The 17019-nt window shown below is 43.8% G+C and carries 14 protein-coding genes; 4 read left to right on the forward strand and 10 right to left on the reverse strand.

Annotated features, from left to right (window positions below; genetic code table 11):
* The first annotated feature begins 108 nt into the window (after positions 1–108).
* Positions 109–639 carry an ElyC/SanA/YdcF family protein gene (locus tag F8R90_RS15550; protein WP_331000663.1) on the forward strand — a complete coding sequence of 177 codons (531 nt, stop codon included), beginning with the start codon at positions 109–111 and terminating at the stop codon, positions 637–639.
* A gap of 127 nt (positions 640–766) precedes the next feature.
* Here F8R90_RS15550 and F8R90_RS15555 read toward each other — a convergent pair whose 3' ends face one another.
* Positions 767–1846 carry an alpha/beta hydrolase gene (locus F8R90_RS15555; protein WP_230966342.1) on the reverse strand — a complete coding sequence of 360 codons (1080 nt, stop codon included), beginning with the start codon at positions 1844–1846 and terminating at the stop codon, positions 767–769.
* A 259-nt stretch (positions 1847–2105) separates the two neighbouring features.
* On the opposite strand from F8R90_RS15555, the gene dprA reads away from it, so the two are divergent.
* Complete coding sequence (gene dprA / locus F8R90_RS15560) at positions 2106–3221, forward strand: DNA-processing protein DprA (RefSeq protein ID WP_196511483.1); 1116 nt, start codon at positions 2106–2108, stop codon at positions 3219–3221.
* A gap of 71 nt (positions 3222–3292) precedes the next feature.
* On the opposite strand, the gene F8R90_RS15565 is transcribed toward dprA, so the two are convergent.
* The 4 genes from F8R90_RS15565 to F8R90_RS15580 all read right to left on the reverse strand — a co-directional run bounded on the left by F8R90_RS15565 (position 3293) and on the right by F8R90_RS15580 (position 7011).
* Positions 3293–3826, reverse strand: a complete 534-nt coding sequence (locus tag F8R90_RS15565; protein WP_196511523.1) for a hypothetical protein — start codon at positions 3824–3826, stop codon at positions 3293–3295.
* Between the two features lie 107 nt (positions 3827–3933).
* Positions 3934–4443: a MarR family winged helix-turn-helix transcriptional regulator gene (locus F8R90_RS15570; protein WP_196511484.1), complete on the reverse strand. Its 510-nt coding sequence runs from the start codon at positions 4441–4443 to the stop codon at positions 3934–3936.
* A gap of 85 nt (positions 4444–4528) precedes the next feature.
* Positions 4529–6100, reverse strand: coding sequence for a serine hydrolase (locus F8R90_RS15575; RefSeq protein ID WP_196511485.1), 1572 nt, complete (start codon positions 6098–6100; stop codon positions 4529–4531).
* A gap of 170 nt (positions 6101–6270) precedes the next feature.
* On the reverse strand, positions 6271–7011 hold the full coding sequence (locus F8R90_RS15580; RefSeq protein ID WP_190892406.1) for an RNA methyltransferase: 741 nt from the start codon (positions 7009–7011) through the stop codon (positions 6271–6273).
* A 163-nt stretch (positions 7012–7174) separates the two neighbouring features.
* Here F8R90_RS15580 and F8R90_RS15585 point away from each other — a divergent pair, with 163 nt between their 5' ends.
* Positions 7175–9727 carry a penicillin acylase family protein gene (locus tag F8R90_RS15585; RefSeq protein ID WP_196511486.1) on the forward strand — a complete coding sequence of 851 codons (2553 nt, stop codon included), beginning with the start codon at positions 7175–7177 and terminating at the stop codon, positions 9725–9727.
* 35 nt (positions 9728–9762) lie between these two features.
* Here F8R90_RS15585 and F8R90_RS15590 read toward each other — a convergent pair whose 3' ends face one another.
* The 4 genes from F8R90_RS15590 to F8R90_RS15605 form a co-directional block, all read right to left on the reverse strand.
* Positions 9763–10470 (reverse strand): class I SAM-dependent methyltransferase, encoded by a 708-nt coding sequence (locus F8R90_RS15590; protein WP_196511487.1) that lies wholly within the window; start codon positions 10468–10470, stop codon positions 9763–9765.
* Positions 10471–10552: 82 nt separating this feature from the next.
* On the reverse strand, positions 10553–11155 hold the full coding sequence (locus F8R90_RS15595) for a hypothetical protein (RefSeq protein WP_196511488.1): 603 nt from the start codon (positions 11153–11155) through the stop codon (positions 10553–10555).
* Between the two features lie 845 nt (positions 11156–12000).
* A complete protein-coding gene (gene secA, locus F8R90_RS15600; RefSeq protein ID WP_196511489.1) occupies positions 12001–14793 on the reverse strand; it encodes a preprotein translocase subunit SecA in 2793 nt (930 codons plus the stop codon).
* A 286-nt stretch (positions 14794–15079) separates the two neighbouring features.
* Positions 15080–15652: a diheme cytochrome c gene (locus F8R90_RS15605; RefSeq protein WP_230966343.1), complete on the reverse strand. Its 573-nt coding sequence runs from the start codon at positions 15650–15652 to the stop codon at positions 15080–15082.
* Between the two features lie 104 nt (positions 15653–15756).
* Here F8R90_RS15605 and F8R90_RS15610 point away from each other — a divergent pair, with 104 nt between their 5' ends.
* Positions 15757–15924, forward strand: a complete 168-nt coding sequence (locus F8R90_RS15610) for a type II toxin-antitoxin system YhaV family toxin (protein WP_196511490.1) — start codon at positions 15757–15759, stop codon at positions 15922–15924.
* A gap of 142 nt (positions 15925–16066) precedes the next feature.
* Here F8R90_RS15610 and F8R90_RS15615 read toward each other — a convergent pair whose 3' ends face one another.
* Positions 16067–16975, reverse strand: a complete 909-nt coding sequence (locus tag F8R90_RS15615; RefSeq protein ID WP_196511491.1) for an AAA family ATPase — start codon at positions 16973–16975, stop codon at positions 16067–16069.
* Between the last annotated feature and the right edge of the window lie 44 nt (positions 16976–17019).

Here is a 17019-nt window from a genome sequence, read left to right on the forward strand (position 1 = left end):
AAACGCCAAGAAATGTGGACACTTACGGCTCAGGGGTGGGCGATTGCAATCGCTTTGATTGCTTATTTAATTTTTTTCACTATTACTCACGTACACTCATTTCTCGCCGTGACTTCCCCTATTAAATCAGCAGAAGTATTGGTTGTTGAAGGATGGCTACCAGATTATGCCATACAACAAGCTTTGACTGAATTTAAAAACGGTTCTTATCGTCTAGTAATTACCACCGGAGGCTCAATAGAAAAAGGAAATTATCTTAGTGAATACAAGAACTTTGCAGAAGTGTCAGCCGCTACCTTCAAAAAACTCGGTTTAGAATCAGAGAAGGTGGTAGCTGTTCCGACACCTGTGGTAATTAAGGATCGTAGTTATGCATCTGCTGCCGAATTTAATCGCTGGCTATCTGATTCAAATTTAAATCTACAATCAATTAATGTTTTTTCCTTGGACGTTCACACCCGTAGAAGTTGGTTGCTGTTCAAAAAACTCCTTACCCCTAACATCAAAGTTGGTGCGATTGCTGCCAAAACACAAGATTATGATCCAGACAAATGGTGGGATTATAGCCAAGGTGTACGGACAATTATTGATGAAGGCATAGCTTATATTTATGCGCGGTTTTTGAATTGGAAAGCCTAAAAGTGATAATTCGTAATTCGTAATTCGTAATTCGTAATTTTGAGTTACGAATTACGAATTATGCTAGATAAAGTAATTTCGGTGGGATCAAGTGCTTTTACTATAGGCAATTAGACAGACATCATAATTAGTTTTCCAGGATTTGTAATAATGCTTGTCGGTAAATTTTAAGTCCTTCTGCGTTCAGATGGTCGCCATCGCTCGTTAAATTCTCTTTAAGAGCATTATTCTCATACAATGGTGCTAGTCCTGCTGCTGCAACTGGTACTTTTTCTATTTCAGCAACTTGATTAATCAGAGCATTAATTTGTTCAACTCTAGAAAATGGGGCTGCTACAGTTGGATCTGAGCTTGCTGCAACTGTTGAATAAAAAGCCGGAATAAGAAAAATCTCTTTATTTCCCATTGTGCGGATAAGTGCGATCGCTTCTTGCAGATTTTTGGTAAACAACTCATCACTAATTCCATACCAAGCATCATTTCCACCTACGGCAATAATAGCTTTTTCGCATTTAATCTTAGTAGGAATTAAACTTTTCAGTTGTTCTAGTAATGAGATTGTACTCAATCCATTTAACCCAAAATTAAAAGTGCCCTCACCAAGAGTATTACCAAGTCCAGCCGAAATAGAATCGCCAAATAAGCAACCTGAAAACTGTTTATCTTGGGCAGCAAGTGTTTGATATTGTAGGGCAATTCTTCCTAAAGGGGAAGAACTTACATTGTCCTTTGGAGGTGCATCAGCAGAACTAGAAGAGGAATTTGCCAGTCCAACTAGCTTAGAAATTTTTGACACATCAACAACTAATTGATTACTAGGATATGCTTCTAAAAAGCTGATTAATCCTAGACCTTCTGGTGATCTTGCTCCGATGATAATGGCAGATCGTAGGGCTGGTATACTGGCTTGATCGCGACGGGCGATCGCTTGGGATGCAAAAGATAAAATTTGCTTGCCCATTCCTGTATTGAGCAGCTTATCTAAAGCCACAATATTAAGAGACATTTTCACCTGAAGAGCATCTTGAAACTTCTGTTTCTCTTTAGCACTGAGGTAATCTAGGAAAGATTGCAGATCGGCAGAAGCCTTTTGCGTTTTGTCATAGTTGCGTATATCTGCCACAGGGATCGATTGCTCAAACAATCCATATCTGACAGTAACTTTCTCAGCTGCCAAACTAGGCAACAAACCAAGGCCACTGTGCAACAGTAAAAATATTAAGCACCCAGATAGGCTTATTAAAAAACGATAGAAATATTTCATCACAGAAGATAAGAGGATAGATAGTCAATAGTTAATAGTCAAGAGTCAAGTGTCAAAAGTCAAGGGGAATTGGGAAAGAGGTCTTTGTAGAGACGGCGATTCATCGCGTCTCTTGCCTTAACCGAACAGCATTGCCCCCATCCCCCTCAACAGCCAAGCCCAATTTGGGAATACTCAATCCAGTGGGCGTGAGGATAGAACGGTGGTAGAAGAAAGCGCATATTGGTTAGCTTGGGCGCAAATTTCGGGAATTGGCCCAGTATTATTGCGACGACTGCAACAGCATTTTGGCACGCTGGCAACTGCTTGGAACGCTACCAAGGTACAGTTGGGAGAAGTAGAAGGTTTTGGTTTTCAAACACTAGAAAAAGTAGTACAACAGCGATCGCGTTTACACCCAGAACAACTATTCACTAAGCATCAGCAGGAAAATTCCCATTTCTGGACACCAGCAGATGCAGATTATCCCCGCTTACTGCTAGAGACTCCAAGCCCACCGCCGATTTTGTACTATCGCGGTGAAGTTGAACTGCAAGAAAATCTCGGACAAAAACCGATGGTTGGGATTGTCGGTACACGCCAACCCTCAGAATACGGTATCCGTTGGACTCGCCAAATTAGCACAGCTTTGGCTAAAAATGGCTTTACAGTTGTTTCTGGGATGGCAGAAGGAATTGACACAGAAAGCCACATCGCCGCCATGAAAGCAGGTGGACGCACGATCGCAGTTTTGGGAACTGGTGTAGATGTAATTTATCCTCATAAAAATCGGGATTTGTATAAGCAAATTTTGACGGCTGGATTAGTTGTAAGTGAGTACCCCACAAAAACTCCACCCGATCGCACCCACTTTCCCCGTCGCAACCGGATTATTGCAGGTTTAAGCCGCGCTATTTTGGTAATGGAAGCACCTTTAAAATCTGGTGCGTTGATTACTGCTACCTACGCAAATGAATTTGGCAGAGATGTCTATGCACTGCCTGGAAGAGTAGACGATCACCCATCCCAAGGGTGCTTAAAGTTACTGAATCAGGGAGCTTCTTTCATCCTTAAAGAATTAGATGAACTGTTAACAATGCTGGGAGCAATACCACAAATTGATGCAGTCGAGGCTTCCACAGCACCAGAACAGTTAATGCCAACTTTATCGCCAGAATTGCAAACGGTTATGGATGCACTCGCAAGTGAAGCTTTACCCTTCGATTTTATTGTTCAACAAACCAGCATGGCTGCTGGTGCAGTTTCCGGTGCGTTGTTACAGTTGGAACTTATGGGTTTAGTTTGGCAGTTACCAGGAATGCGGTATCAAAAAAGTTAAGAATTAAAAGATAACAGTATAGTTTAGCTTTTAGAAACAAAAAGCTAGTGGCGATCGCACTTTCGATTTTTCTAGCTGCTTGATGAGGTAGATGTCTCTGGAGCTTTCACCACTCTTCTACCCCAAGGTTTGAGGACTGAAATGCCGATGATGCCAAGTATACAGAGAGTTTGAATTGCACCACCAATCAGGACTCCATTCAAGTCAAACATGTACAATGGATTGTTCAATGCTTGCTCCCGTGCCACATCTGAAATACCTGTCACCGCATTAACCCACGGGCCTAGCCATATAGTTCCTACCACAATCAAAGTAACTGTGGCAATCCATTTGACAATTACCCAGTAATGTTTGAAGAATCCCCAAACGGTGAGCCAACAGAGGAGTCCTCCTGTTAACAAAGATAGATTTGCAGAGGGAATAACCACAAAATCATCAAGCAATTTCAAGGTTGTGTTAATGGCATATAGTTCATCACCATTGGTAATATTGGCATTTTTCAACGCGATCGCAACCATACATAGAGCAGATCCAAACCAAATGCTACCAGAAGCGACATGAGCAGAGAGTAACCAGTTTTTCTGTTTAACGTTGAGTTTGGGCATAAAGTCTCCAGATTTAGCCAAGATTAATTAATTAGCTTCCATATAATATGGTTCCTTATTATAATAGGATAAAATTTCCTAACTTCAAAGGTATTTACCTGTTTAAGTTAAAAATCTCGTATCGCTGGTACTCCTGCCTGTAGCTTAGACAAGAGTTGTATCAGCGTCTTCTGCTCAGTCAGGCTTAGATGAGCTATCAGTCCAGTAGTTCGACAAAAATGATCTGGCAGCATCTTTGTCAAATTCTGTTGCCCTTGCTCGGTCAGTTGCACGATTAAACGGCGTCTATCTTCTGGGTGTGGTTGTCGCTTCACCCATCCATCCCGTTCCAAACCGTCTAATAATCCAGTTATAGTTCCACGGGTTACACCAGCACGTTCAGCACATTCTGAAGGTGTTAAGTGCTGACCATTTGCTCGGAATAATTGCATAAGAACTGTAAATTTACCCATAGACAGCTGATGGCGAGCTAAATGGGCATCCAATCCGGCATAAACAAGGGCTGTAGTTTTCAAAAAGGCTAAACAAGTCTCCACTGCGGAAATGTTTAACTCAGGAAACTGTGTAGCAAGTTCCTCTAATTCATCCTTTGGTGGAACTTCAGGAGAAACAAACATAAATTTGCAAGCATTAGTTGACTAGCTTACTATATGCTGCCTTAGTAAATCTTGCTGTGGCAATTCCACATTTAAAAATTTTAATTTATCTTGGGGGATAATACTGCGGATTCATAACTGGAGATTGATAACCACTTGGGGGTACTGTACTTCCCATACTGTTGGGTACAGGATTCACAACAGGAGGCTGATAAACGTTCATAGGTACGCTGCCTGTTGTATTGTTTGGTAAAGCCGGACTCACACCCTGGGGCTGATAACCGTTTGCAGGTGTAGTGCTTATACTGTTGGGTGTAACAGCATTTTGGCTAAACTCTTCGTAAGCAGCACGAGAAATTGAGCTAATCAGTTTTTCGGCGCGAGGGTCATTATTGGGGCGTTGTACCATGACAGCTGCTACGTAGCGCTTGCCAGTTGGAACAATAATTAAACCTGCATCTGCCAGCATAGTACCAATATCGCCCGTTTTATGATATACTCTCGCGCCTGTTCCCAAACCAGATGGTAGCAGAGTGTTTCTCTGAGTGCGACGCAAGATATCGAGCATTAAATCGCGTGATGGCATACTCACTAAATTCCCTTGACTCACAATAGCCATCAAATTTCCCAATTCTTTGGGAGTAGTGGTATTTGTTCCTTGCAAATCTGGGAGTTGATTACGAATTATTGTGTTTGTCAATCCCCAGTTTCGGAAACGCTGGTTTAAAGCCTCAATTCCTCCCAATCGAGCAATCAGCATATTTGTCGCCGTGTTGTCGCTGATTGTAACCATTTTTGTGGCGACTTCCAGAGCGGCGTACTGGGTTCCGGCTGGTTTGTATTGCAGATTTCCAGAACCGCCAGCAACCATATCCTGTTGCATCGTCAGCATTTCATCCAGGCGAATTTTCCCTGCGTCCACATCCTGGAAAAAGGCAATTAAAATCGGCACCTTAATTGTGCTAGCCGATGGGAAACTGGTAGAACCATTGACATCTACATAATTACCAGTATCTAAATCTACTATGAAAACTCCCGGTGTAAGATTTGGGTTGGTCGCCGCCAAATTTTGTACGGCATTTTTCAAAGAGCTAATTTCCTGGGATAAGTACAGACTGGAAGATGTAGCTGGGGGAGTTTGGGTAGGTTGCGGCTGCGATCGCGCTACATTCGCCACATTACTATTAGATTGCGGCGCAGAATTTGTGCTGATGCGATTAGCCGGGTCTAATACCGACAATGCGGTGCCAACAATTGCACCCATCCCAACACCCACAATCAATAACCGCACAACATACAACAAGGTTTTGGCCATTGGCTTTAACCGCGTCTTCCGTGATGAACGCCTGCCTATTTTTGGCTTTTCCATTCGCACTGTTTTCACCATCACAGCACCTGGTCGAAAGGGAGGAATTTTTCCCTTCCCAGTAGGTATTGGTTTTACTGCCGTTGGCATGACTAACCCCGATTTTGCCCTGCGTGTAGCACCAGGGGTTGGGGGAGGACTGATGCGATTTTTTGGGCGTGCTAATGCCGTTTCTCTGCCAGTGGCACCTTGCTGCTGCTGGCTCTTTTTCACTTTCTTCTGCGCCACTTTTTGAACCTTTTGTGGACGCTGGCGGCCATTTAAGGGTTGACGCCGCGAGAAAGCTGTTAGTTCGTCACTTGACTCTGACACAGTTACTCCTTGTGACCCACTTGACTGTTTTCTTGCAGACTCCTAACCCAAAACTTATTTAAGCAATATTAATACTCAAATTCCACTTTGCCACTAAGTAGCATTTTTGTGTTTAGTTTAAGCCATATTAAATATTTTGGGGGATGATTGCGTACATATTAAACGAATAATTACAATTTTTCACCATCCCTCTGGTTTTTAAGGGCCCATTCTACTTGCTGTAAAATTCCTCGCAGCATGTACACTTCCCCTGTTTTCAGGTGAGCGCGATTATATAGTTGGCGGAATTTTTCCATGCGGCTAGCTGCCGTATGGGGATATACATAACCAATTTTTAATAATAATGATTCTAATTGCTGGTAATATCCTTCCACAACATCTAAGGGTGCGAGTTCAGTTTGGGTTAAGGTTTGAGTCTTAGGTTGCTGGGCACATTGTGACAATTCATAACAGCAAATTGCTACGGCGGTAGCCAAATTTAGGGCTACATAATCTGGACTCGTGGGAATGCCAACAAATCTCTGGGCATAATTTAATTCTTCATTGCTTAATCCCCGGTCTTCCCTGCCAAAAATTAGTGCTGCGGGTTCTTCTGGTTCCTCCAGCAGCCAGGGTAGTGCAGTGCGGGGGTTTTCTAAAGGTGTTTCCCAACTCCGAACGCGACCAGTAGTAGCGATCGCGCGTACACATCCATGCAATGCTTCTGGTAAGGTCGGCACTAATACCGCAGATTCTATAATTTCCTGAGCATGAACAGCCATCATCAAAGCTTCCGTCGATAGCGGATCGCATTGGGGGTTCACTAATACTAAATTATATAGCCCGAAATTTTTCATTACCCTGGCGATCGCGCCGATATTTATCGGCCCAGCTGGTTCTACCAACACAATTCTTAATCCAGCCAAGCCCATTTTTTGCCTCCTGCGATCGCACCAGATAATATTTACAGGCGAATTCTCAGCGTTGTGGTTCTGCTGAAGAGTTTCCTTGAAATCATTTTAGCTGTGTAAGTGAATGCCTGTGTTAGGTCTGATGTAATATCAACGTTGTAATATCGCGTGATTTCACTCAACAATGCCACAGCCAGCCCAAATAAAAAGCTTTAGGAAACGTTGGTTTCCTCGGATTATCAAAAGAACTTTAATTGTGCTGTTAGTGCTGGGGCTATTGTTAGCGGGATTCGCCACTTACACTGTGCGCCAATCCTTTGCTCAAGAGAGTGGCACAATTCAACTACCTGAACTCAAAGCTGAAGTAACCGTCCAGCGAGATAAATGGGGAATTCCCCACATTTATGCTGCCAACTCCCACGATTTATTTATGGCGCAAGGTTATATCCACGCCCAAGACCGTTTTTGGCAAATGGATTTTTGGCGACACATCGGTTCTGGGCGACTCTCAGAAATGTTTGGTTCCTCTCAGGTTAATACTGACAGATATCTGCGGACAATGGGTTGGGCAAGGGTGGCACAACAAGAAATTCAAGAAATTAATGCAGAGATGAAGGCATACCTGGAAGCTTATGCCGATGGTGTCAATGCTTATCTTGCAGAGCATCAAGGCAACGCCCTAAGTCTAGAATACGCTGTGCTAAAATTCCTCAATCCTGGATATAAGCCAGAACCTTGGCAAATACTGCATTCTCTGACTTGGGGAAAGGTGATGGCTTACGATTTGGGTACAAATTTCCAGAGCGAAATTGAACGTGCCATCCTGCTTAAAACCCTTACTCCTGCTCAATTAGAAGAACTTTATCCACCGTATCCTCAAGACTTGCCAGCGATTTTACCTGAGTTCGCAAAAGGGAAAACAGGAGAGGATGAAAATCCTGATGAGACAACATTTACCACCTTTGGTATTGAGGAGGTAATAGAGTCAATTACCAAGCCGATGATGGCTTTAGAACAACTCATAGGGCCCACGGGAATCGGTATTGGTTCCAATAACTGGGTAATATCCGGTCAGCGCACGGTTACAGGTAAGCCAATTTTGGCAAATGACCCCCACTTAGGTGTACAAATACCCTCTATATGGTACGAGGTTGGTTTGCACTGTACATCTAAGAGTGCAGAATGTCCTTACAACGTTACTGGCTTTTCCTTTGCGGGAATGATCGGGGTAGTTATCGGTCATAGCGATCGCATTGCCTGGGGTGTTACCAATGTGCTATCTGATGTAATGGATTTATACATTGAGAAACTCAATCCAAACAACCCCAATCAGTATCAGGTAAATGGCAAATGGGTTGATATGAAACTCGTACAAGAGACGATTCAAGTCGCGGGAAGTCAGCCGATTGTGCAAACAGTGCGCTATACCCGACATGGCCCGATTCTCTCAGATGTTTCGCCTAATCTGAAGCAATTCCAGCCAAGTCAGCCCTTAGAAGTACCGCAAAACTACGCCGTAGCCCTGCGCTGGACAGCCCTAGAACCTTCCAAATTAGGGTATGCCATTCCCCAAATCAATCGCGCCCAAAACTGGCAGGAATTCCGCACTGCTGCCAGTAACTATGATGTCCCCGCGCAAAACTTGGTCTACGCTGACGTTGATGGCAACATTGGCTACCAAATGCCTGGTAAATTCCCCATTCGTGCCAAGGGAAATGGACGTTATCCCGTTCCTGGTTGGACGGATGAATATGAGTGGCAAGGCTATATTGACTTTGAGCAGTTACCCAAAAGTTTCAATCCATCTCAAGGCTATATTGCTACTGCCAATAATTTAGCGATGCGTAAATATCCTTATTTAATTACCGCAGACTGGGTTTATGGCTATCGGGCACAGCGCATCGTTGAGATGATTTCACAACAAACCGAACCGATTTCCCTGGAAGATGTACAGCAGATACAGGGTGACGATCGCAATCTCAATGCACAAACATTAGTACCGCTACTGCAATCTATCACTGTTGACACACCCCGCTTGCAAGCAGCCCAAAAACTTCTACAAGATTGGAATTTGCAGTTGGGAATGACATCGCCTGTTGCTGCCCTATTTGAAGTATTCTGGAAATACTTGCTAGCAGATACGTTTCACGATCAGTTGCCTGTAAGGTACTTTCCGAATGGAGGCGATCGCTGGTATGCTGTGGTAGCAAATCTGGTAAAACAGCCCAATAGTTCTTGGTGGGATAATCGCAACACCCCAGAAGTTGAGAACCGCGACCAAATCCTGCGGCAATCTTTTACAAAAGCTGTGGATGAACTAGAACGTATTCAAAGCAAAGACCCGAAAAACTGGAATTGGGGCAAACTACACACTGTGACTTTTCGTAATGCCACCCTGGGTAAATCTGGGGTTGCACCGATTGAAGCTTTATTTAATCGTGGTGCTTTTGCTACGGCTGGTAACGGCGAAACAGTGAATGCTAACCGCTGGAGAGCAAATAAATCCTTTGAGGTAACTGATATTCCTTCACTGCGGATGATTGTAGATTTGGGAAATTTGGATAACTCAGTCGCTATTCACACCCCTGGACAGTCAGGCCATGCCTTCCATAACCACTACAATGACATGGTTGACTCTTGGCGCAAAATTGAATACCACCCAATGCTGTGGGAACAAAAAAATGTTACAAATAACACTACTGCGACATTGAAGTTAATTCCAAAATTGGCAAAGTAAAGGGCAATTACGAATTACGAATTACGAATTACGAATTACAAATTAGTCGGTCGATAACCACCAAAAACAGCAAAGCTAAAATTTTTGTACCAGCAATCCACATTTTGGAACCCAGCCGCTTCTAGCCAGCGAAGTTGAATATCAAGGGTTGCCATGCGATCGTATTCCATGCGTTTTTGTGCAGCTTTAAGATCCTCCTCTGAGATCCCCTTAGCGCGGACAGAATCTAGCCAGTGTTGACGGTAAAGTTTTTCTAAACCAGGGGTTTTACCCATAACTTGATCGGCGTTGACAAACATTCCTCCAGGATTGAGGACATCATAAATCCGTTGATAAAGAAGTTCTTTGTCAAAATCTGACAGATGATGAATCGATAAGGCAGAGATTATAAGGTCATAGGAATCACCTAAATCAGTCTCAACGTAGTCACCGATTAAGATTTTGGGAGATTTACCCATCTTGCTAAATCGAAACTTAGCTTTCTCTAACATCTCAGGGGCTAAGTCCAGCAAGGTGAACTCTGCATTAGGAAAGACGGACTGCACCATACCTGAGTAAAGTCCAGTACCAGCACCTAAATCCAGAACCTTCAGCCGTGTAGTACGTAGGCGTAGCCCGTCGTAGACATCGCTTGATATAATTTCAACGGCTGTTTTGTAAAAGTCATCAAAACAGGGAATTAAGATCCGACGTAGGTTATCGTAATCTACTGCGGCAGAATTAAAAGCTTCTTGAATATTCATTATTTAATTTTTAATATGGGAAAACACTTCTTGTGGAGTCAAACCCAAATACGAAGTGTTTCCCCTATCACACTAGAGCCTACTACTTGATAATCTCCAGAGAACCATTGCTTGACGTACTGAGACTACCATAGCTGGTCATATTTGCAATCAAATTTGTACCATCTAAGGTAACAGTGCCTGAAACCTGTGCATCACGAGAGGAACCACTAGAGCGATAAATTGATGAGTAGCCAGGCCCTTGATAGCGGCTATTGGATTTGCCACGGTAGGTATCACCTGTACCCGTCCACGTTAAATTCACTGTTGCAGTTTTGGAAGTCTCCGAATAGTAATCGTAAACTGTGAAAGTGCCATTCAAAGTAGCTGAGTTGAGCTTATTACTTGTGAAGGGAATGTTTTCACTAAAGCCACCACCATAAAACTGCGCTCCGGTGCAGTAATTATAGCTTGAATAGTCTAGGTAAGCCCCTGTCTGAGAAATAGGAGCGCCAGGCCCACTTTTAGTAGCACTGTCAAAACCATAAACAGATACATAGCTATAACTACAATCATCAGATTGGTAAAAAGAGGCGTAAGCATTCTGCCCCTTGATTTGGTATTTAGTAGCTGTAGCAGCTAAGGCTGGAACAGTGCTTAGACTAAGTAGTGTCAAAGCGGTTGCAATTGCTGTTGCAGTTTTCATCGTTTATTCTCCATTAGTATTTGTTTCTCACAACATTTGGACTTATGCACAGCAGAAATTCACATTCCATGAGTAATGGAACTCGATCGCTTGAGACTAATGAGATCACCTTCAGGCATTTATTTACTTGCACAGGTAAGTAAATAATCAAACATCAATGCCTGAAAAATGCTGCATTATTCTTCAGTATTTGTAGTACTCTGTAAGCCCAAAAGATGTTTTTTTTAAACGGAATTAGTTCAATGTTAGGGATGTGCTTACTATTCAACTTCCTAGCACAAGATTAAAACCCGACTGTAGTCTTTATACAGTCTGACTTTTTCTAATTAGCAAAAGTTTTAAAGCTGTATGTCGAGACTAATTATCAAATATAACAGCCTCCTTATAACCTGATAGGTGATTTATGATATTTGTATAGTAGCATACAACTTGCTAGACAGAAGATGCGAAATACATAATTTGTAATCATCATGTAATCAGCAATTTTACAAAGAAAGGCAGAGGGCAGTTCTTGCAAAAGGCAGGAGGAAAGAAGTATTAACAGAAACTTTCCTTATCTACGAGAGGCTGCGCCAACAACAGAATTGTATTGAAACGCCCTCTTCCATGATGCAAAGCGTCGACAGCCTAAATAGGAGTTGCGCGTGGCTACCTCCTGTTTCCTGCATGTCAATCCCACCCCTCACAATAACCCTAAGCCTCTTTCATTACTCTGGATAGAGAATAAAACAGTGTTTTCAGGATTTTACTGAAAACACTGTTTTTCAAACGATGTATCAAAACGCAAAAGCGCTAAGAAATCTTTATCTCTTAGCGCCTTTGTGTAAGATATTTTCTCTAACTTTCTACACCATCTCAGATGAAGCTTGCACCATCGGTTGCGGCTGCGGCTGGAACATGAACAACGAGTACACAACATCTCGGCGGATGTTAACCATCATATCCAAGAAGAGTTCGTAACCCTCGCTCTTGTATTCAATCAACGGGTCTTTTTGCCCATAACCACGCAATCCTACTGATTCGCGTAAGGCATCCATTTGTTGCAGGTGTTCCCGCCATAAGGTATCAATGCGTTGCAAGATAAAGAAGCGTTCAGCTTGGCGCATGAGTCCGGGTTGAACTTGGTCAATCTGTGCTTCTTTGAGATCGTAAGCAATTCGTACCTGTTCGTGGAGGAAGGCTTTAATCTCGCTGACTGTCATATCTTCTAATTGACTCGCTTGCAAATCCGCTAGCAAATAGACAAATTCTTTGACTTTCTCAACCAGCTTTTCTAACTCCCACTCTTCCGAGGGCAAGTCTACGTTGATGTAGTAGTCAACGATGTCATCCATCGTTTTTTCAGCGTATTTAATCACCTGTTCTTTCAAGTCTTGACCTTCTAACACCCGCCGACGTTCAGCGTAAATAGCACGACGTTGATTATTCATCACCTCGTCATACTCAAATACCTGCTTACGGATGTCATAGTAGTAGGTTTCAACTTTTTTCTGTGCGCCTTCCAAACTGCGGGTAAGCATCCCAGATTCGATGGGCATATCTTCTTCCACTTGGAAAGCATTCATTAACCCAGCAACGCGATCGCCACCAAAAATCCGCAGTAGGTTATCCTCTAAACTGAGGAAGAATCTCGTTGTTCCAGGGTCGCCTTGTCTACCTGCACGTCCGCGCAACTGGTTATCAATCCGCCGCGATTCGTGGCGTTCTGTACCAATTACGTGCAAACCACCGATTCCCACTACCTCATCATGTTCGCGGGTAGTAAATTGTTCATATTCCTGTTTAACGCGGTTGTAAGCCTCCCGCAATTTTAGAATCACAGGGTCGTCGATGGGAGCTTTTTCGGCAGCCACAGCTACCTTGTCTTCAGCTTCCAATTCCGGTAAACTGCGATCGCCATATTCACGCACCGCAATTTCTACTGCATCTTTGAGTAGTTTTTCTGTTTCTTTTGTCAATTGGGTAGGGAAAATTTCTGGTGAAGCCCGCCAAGTTTTGACTTTTTTACCGGGGACAAAACCTTGACCACCACCATGTCCTGTAGGCAATCCGGCTGGTCTTTGCACGCCAAAGCTATCTTCATCTTCTGGCATGACGATTCGGGGCATGAAGTATTCCCGCAGTTTCAGACGTGCCATATATTCGGAGTTACCACCCAGAATGATGTCTGTACCTCTACCAGCCATGTTAGTAGCAATGGTCACAGCACCTTTTCGTCCAGCTTGGGCGACGATTTCCGCCTCACGCTCGACGTTTTCTGGTCGGGCGTTGAGTAATTCATGGGGAATTTCTAGTTGCTTCAGCAGTCGGCTGAGAAGTTCGGATTTTTCCACACTAGTGGTTCCTACTAATACAGGTCTGCCGAGTTCGTGCATTTCGGCACATTCCCTTGCGATCGCACCCCACTTGCCTGGTTCTGTCTTAAAGACCATATCAGACAAGTCTTCGCGTCTGCGATCGCGGTTGGTGGGAATTACCGCAACTTCCAATTTGTAAATCTTTTCAAATTCCGGTTCTTCTGTTTTTGCTGTTCCGGTCATTCCGCCAAGTTTCGGATACAGCAAGAACAGATTTTGATAAGTAATTGTCGCTAGAGTTTGAGTTTCTGGCTGAATTTCTACGTGTTCTTTGGCTTCAATCGCTTGGTGTAGTCCATCACTCCAACGCCGTCCGGGTAGCACCCGACCGGTAAATTCATCCACAATTACCACTTCGTCATTGCGGACGATGTAATTTACATCCTTGAGGAAAAGTTCTTTGGCTTTAATTGCATTGAAAACGAAATGCGCCCAAGGATCTTCTGGGTCAAATAAATCTGTGACTCCCAAAAGATTTTCGGCTTCCGCAAACCCTTCATCTGTCAATAGCACGTTACGAGCTTTTTCATCCACATCATAATGCTCGTCTTTTTTGAGTGTGAATGCGATTTCAGCAGCTTGCAGATACTTTTCTGTAGGTCTTTCCACCTGCCCGGAAATAATTAGCGGTGTCCGCGCCTCATCAATTAAAATCGAGTCTACCTCGTCAATCACGCAATAATTGAACGGGCGTTGCACCACATCTGCCATTGATGTCGCCATGTTATCCCGCAGGTAGTCAAACCCTACCTCGCTGTTGGTGACATAGGTGATATCGCACTCGTAATTTTTCTGGCGTTCACTGGGAGTCATGCTTGACTGGATTAGTCCAACACTCAGCCCCAAGAACCGATGCACCTGTCCCATCCATTCAGCATCCCGACGAGCCAGGTAATCGTTTACAGTGACAACGTGTACACCTTTACCAGTAAGACCATTTAAGTAACTCGGTAAGGTTGCTACAAGCGTTTTACCCTCACCGGTTTTCATTTCGGCAATTTGCCCGACATGCAAAATGATCCCGCCAAGGAGTTGGACATCAAAGTGCCGCAAGCCTAAGACTCGCCGTCCTGCTTCCCGGACGACCGCGTAAGCTTCTGGCAATAGGTCATCCAGGGCTTCGCCTTTGGCAAGCCGTTGTTTAAATTCGACGGTTTTACCTTTTAACTCCTCATCGGAAAGAGCCTTAATTTCTTCCTCTAGAAGGTTAATTTCAGTAACAGAAGGTTGATATTTTTTAAGCTTACGAGCGTTGGGGTCGCCCAACAAAAGTTTTAACATGGCAGATTATAGAACTGAATCAAGGGGGATGGGAATTAAAGGATCGGCATTGATTATAAACATTTAACCCAACCCAACCTTCTTGGTTGTGGATGGGTGTCAAATGAGAATTAACTCAAAAACAGGAGAAAAACTAGGCAATCAGTGTACTAAATGATTGGTTTTAACTCTTATCTTATATTTAGTCTTTCTTCATAGTATCATTTTGCCCCCAGATGGGGCCAGAGAAGGAGTGGGGGAATAGAGTTATGAATTTTTCAACTCCTCACTCCTAACTTTTAGCTCCTCACTTCCATTCTGCTGTCAGGCGGCGGAAATTGAAATCACTAGCGCTGGGATGACAGCTGACACAGCTACCAAGCTGGACGGGACGTGGTAACTTAACTCCTGGATGCAAAGCTTTGAAATAACGCGAGTTGTTAAGGCGATAGGGTGTTTCTTCGTCGTCTCGCTGGACACGGGAGAAAGTCGAAAGATATTTCCATACCAAGATGCGCGGCGGATCGACTAAAGGCTTTAGTTGTGCGCCGTAGTGCTGCGAGTCTTGCAGGAGATTTTTCCAAGTTTGGGTGGGTAAAACGGCTGGTGGTAAGCCGATGTGGCATGTGGAGCAGTTTTCCAAATACAGTTCTTGCCCTAATTGGTACTGTGCAGGTACTACGTCAACAGTGCCAATTTCGGCGGTGGGAGTAGCACTTTGGGCATTAGTTGCCAAGGCTAGAAGCCAACCCATAGCTAGGCTCCATGTGACAATTACCAGAAGTAAACCGAAAAATTGGCGTTTAAATTGGCGTTCGGCGCTTTGCTGTAGTGCTTGGCGATCGCCATCACGGATTTTGCGCTTAACAAAAATTGACATTCCTCACATTCCCAGATATTTAGAAGTGGCGCTTGTGCTAATCATAGGACTTACGCAGTCTTGGCAGTGTTTCAGATTTTGCGTAAGTACTTTCGATAAACAACATGGCAATGAAAGCGATCGCAATTTTGTGGCTGAGTTTTCCGCGTAAAGAAGGTGCGAGGGATGACTGTTATGAGTTATTGACTAAAATGGTAGCGCGAGGAACTTTCCCTGATAGTTTGGATGAATTGATAGCAGAGTCTGAACTGACGCAGGATGAACCGGAGTAAAGGCGCAAACAAATAATGTACTTAATAAAGTAAAACACGACTAAGAGAACAACTACAAAAATGGAGAGGCATCGAACTCACATTAACATGTACAAATTGAAGCAAGATAAGGAATCTAAAGTTTAGATTCCTTATCTTGCATTTAAGGAATAGAAACCGATCGCAATAACCGCTCAACAACAGTTCTTGCATTCCGTCCTCCTCTTGGGATAAGGCGATGGCAAAGAACATGAGGGACGAGAAATTTCACATCATCGGGAATAGCATAATCACGCCCTAATAGAAAAGCTAGCGCTTGGGCAGCCCGTTGTAATGCTAATGTGCCACGCGGACTAACACCAAGGGCGATTTCCTCATCTTGGCGTGTTGCCCGCACCAATTCGAGGATGTACTGTTGCAAAGAGGTTGCCACTTTTACTTGAGAGCAGAGGTAACGCAATTCCTGTACTTCTGCCAAGGTAATACAAGGCTGCAAATCAGCAACCTTCACACCATTTTGGAGATTTTGCAGCATTTGGAGTTCTTCTGCCTCGGAAGGATAGCCCAAACTCAGCGACAACATGAACCGATCCATTTGCGCTTCCGGCAGGGGAAAAGTACCTTGATACTCAATAGGGTTTTGAGTGGCAATCACAAAAAAGGGCTGGGGAACTGCACCAGAGACACCATCTACTGTTACCTGATGTTCTTCCATGACTTCTAGTAAAGCTGACTGAGTGCGGGGTGTAGCGCGGTTAATTTCGTCAGCTAGGAGAATATTGGTAAAGACTGGCCCAGGAAGAAAAGTAAATTCGCCGCTTTTTGGGTTCCAGATGTTAGTGCCAGTAATGTCAGTTGGCAGTAAATCGGGGGTACATTGTAGCCGTTGAAACTTACCATCCAACGAACGAGCTAGAGATTTAGCGAGTAGGGTTTTACCAACACCAGGGACATCTTCTAGCAGGGCATGACCACCACCTAGCAAGGCTACTAGCACTAAGCGTATCGCTTCAGCTTTACCAACGATGGTAAGAGCCAGATTTTGTGTTAAAGCGTCAATTTTTTCTCTCATGCAGTGCGGGGAGTGGGGAGTAGGGAATGGGGAGTTGGGAATGG

This window comes from Nostoc sp. NZL, from assembly GCF_015714705.1.
GTDB classification, from domain to species: domain Bacteria; phylum Cyanobacteriota; class Cyanobacteriia; order Cyanobacteriales; family Nostocaceae; genus Nostoc; species Nostoc foliaceum_A.

Bases quoted from the DNA above. Each gene is read 5' to 3' on its own strand.
- F8R90_RS15565 (WP_196511523.1), bottom strand. From the start codon at position 3,826: ATGCCCAAACTCAACGTTAAACAGAAAAACTGGTTACTCTCTGCTCAT.
- F8R90_RS15570 (WP_196511484.1), bottom strand. From the start codon at position 4,443: ATGTTTGTTTCTCCTGAAGTTCCACCAAAGGATGAATTAGAGGAACTT.
- F8R90_RS15580 (WP_190892406.1), bottom strand. From the start codon at position 7,011: ATGGGCTTGGCTGGATTAAGAATTGTGTTGGTAGAACCAGCTGGGCCG.
- F8R90_RS15585 (WP_196511486.1), top strand. From the start codon at position 7,175: ATGCCACAGCCAGCCCAAATAAAAAGCTTTAGGAAACGTTGGTTTCCT.
- F8R90_RS15590 (WP_196511487.1), bottom strand. From the start codon at position 10,470: ATGAATATTCAAGAAGCTTTTAATTCTGCCGCAGTAGATTACGATAAC.
- F8R90_RS15595 (WP_196511488.1), bottom strand. From the start codon at position 11,155: ATGAAAACTGCAACAGCAATTGCAACCGCTTTGACACTACTTAGTCTA.
- secA (WP_196511489.1), bottom strand. From the start codon at position 14,793: ATGTTAAAACTTTTGTTGGGCGACCCCAACGCTCGTAAGCTTAAAAAA.
- F8R90_RS15605 (WP_230966343.1), bottom strand. From the start codon at position 15,652: ATGTCAATTTTTGTTAAGCGCAAAATCCGTGATGGCGATCGCCAAGCA.
- F8R90_RS15610 (WP_196511490.1), top strand. From the start codon at position 15,757: ATGGCAATGAAAGCGATCGCAATTTTGTGGCTGAGTTTTCCGCGTAAA.
- F8R90_RS15615 (WP_196511491.1), bottom strand. From the start codon at position 16,975: ATGAGAGAAAAAATTGACGCTTTAACACAAAATCTGGCTCTTACCATC.